This window comes from Synechococcus sp. R55.2 (genome assembly GCF_047462075.1).
In the GTDB taxonomy this organism is placed as follows: domain Bacteria; phylum Cyanobacteriota; class Cyanobacteriia; order Thermostichales; family Thermostichaceae; genus Thermostichus.
Genome location: NZ_JANSIH010000096.1, coordinates 1 through 1,049, shown reverse-complemented (window position 1 = coordinate 1,049; position 1,049 = coordinate 1). Strand labels below are relative to the sequence as shown.

The window sequence follows — 1,049 nt, the reverse complement described above, 5'->3', positions numbered from 1 at the left end:
ATGACCATAGCGGTAGGGCGCGTGCGTCAGGAGCGAGGATGGTTCGACATCGTCGATGACTGGCTCAAGCGCGACAGATTCGTGTTTATCGGCTGGTCCGGGCTGCTGCTGTTCCCCTGCGCTTACCTAGCCCTGGGCGGCTGGCTCACCGGCACCACCTTTGTAACTTCCTGGTACACCCACGGGTTGGCCAGCTCCTACCTGGAAGGGTGCAACTTTTTGACCGTAGCCGTCTCCACCCCCGCCGACAGCATGGGGCACAGCCTGCTGCTGCTGTGGGGCCCCGAAGCCCAGGGGGACTTCACCCGCTGGTGCCAGATTGGGGGGCTGTGGACCTTTGTGGCCCTGCACGGAGCGCTGGGGCTGATTGGCTTTATGCTGCGGCAATTTGAGATTGCCCGGCTGGTGGGGGTGCGGCCCTACAACGCCATTGCGTTTAGCGCGCCGATAGCGGTGTTTGTGAGCGTGTTTTTGATTTACCCGCTGGGGCAGAGCAGTTGGTTTTTTGCGCCCAGCTTTGGGGTGGCGGGGATTTTCCGCTTTTTGCTGTTTTTCCAGGGGTTCCACAACTGGACGCTGAACCCGTTCCACATGATGGGGGTGGCTGGCGTTTTGGGTGGAGCGCTGCTGTGTGCCATCCATGGGGCGACGGTGGAGAACACCCTGTTTCAGGATGGGGAGGCGGCCAGCACCTTTCGGGCTTTTGAGCCGACGCAGTCGGAGGAGACCTACTCGATGGTGACGGCCAACCGGTACTGGAGCCAGATTTTTGGGATAGCGTTTTCCAACAAGCGGTGGCTGCACTTTTTCATGTTGTTTGTGCCGGTGACGGGTTTGTGGATGTCGAGCATTGGGGTAGTGGGGTTGGCGCTGAACCTGCGGGCGTATGACTTTATCAGTCAGGAGGTGCGGGCAGCGGAAGACCCGGAGTTTGAGACGTTCTACACGAAGAACATTTTGCTGAACGAGGGGATTCGGGCGTGGATGGCGCCGCAGGACCAGCCGCATGAGCGCTTTGAGTTCCCTGAAGAAGTCCTCCCCCGCGGCAA

General features: G+C 60.2%; 1 protein-coding gene. It reads left to right on the top strand.

Annotated features, from left to right (window positions below):
• A partial coding sequence (gene psbD / locus NW838_RS03570; RefSeq protein WP_414427507.1) for a photosystem II D2 protein (photosystem q(a) protein) occupies positions 1–1,049 on the top strand: 1,049 nt, incomplete at both ends.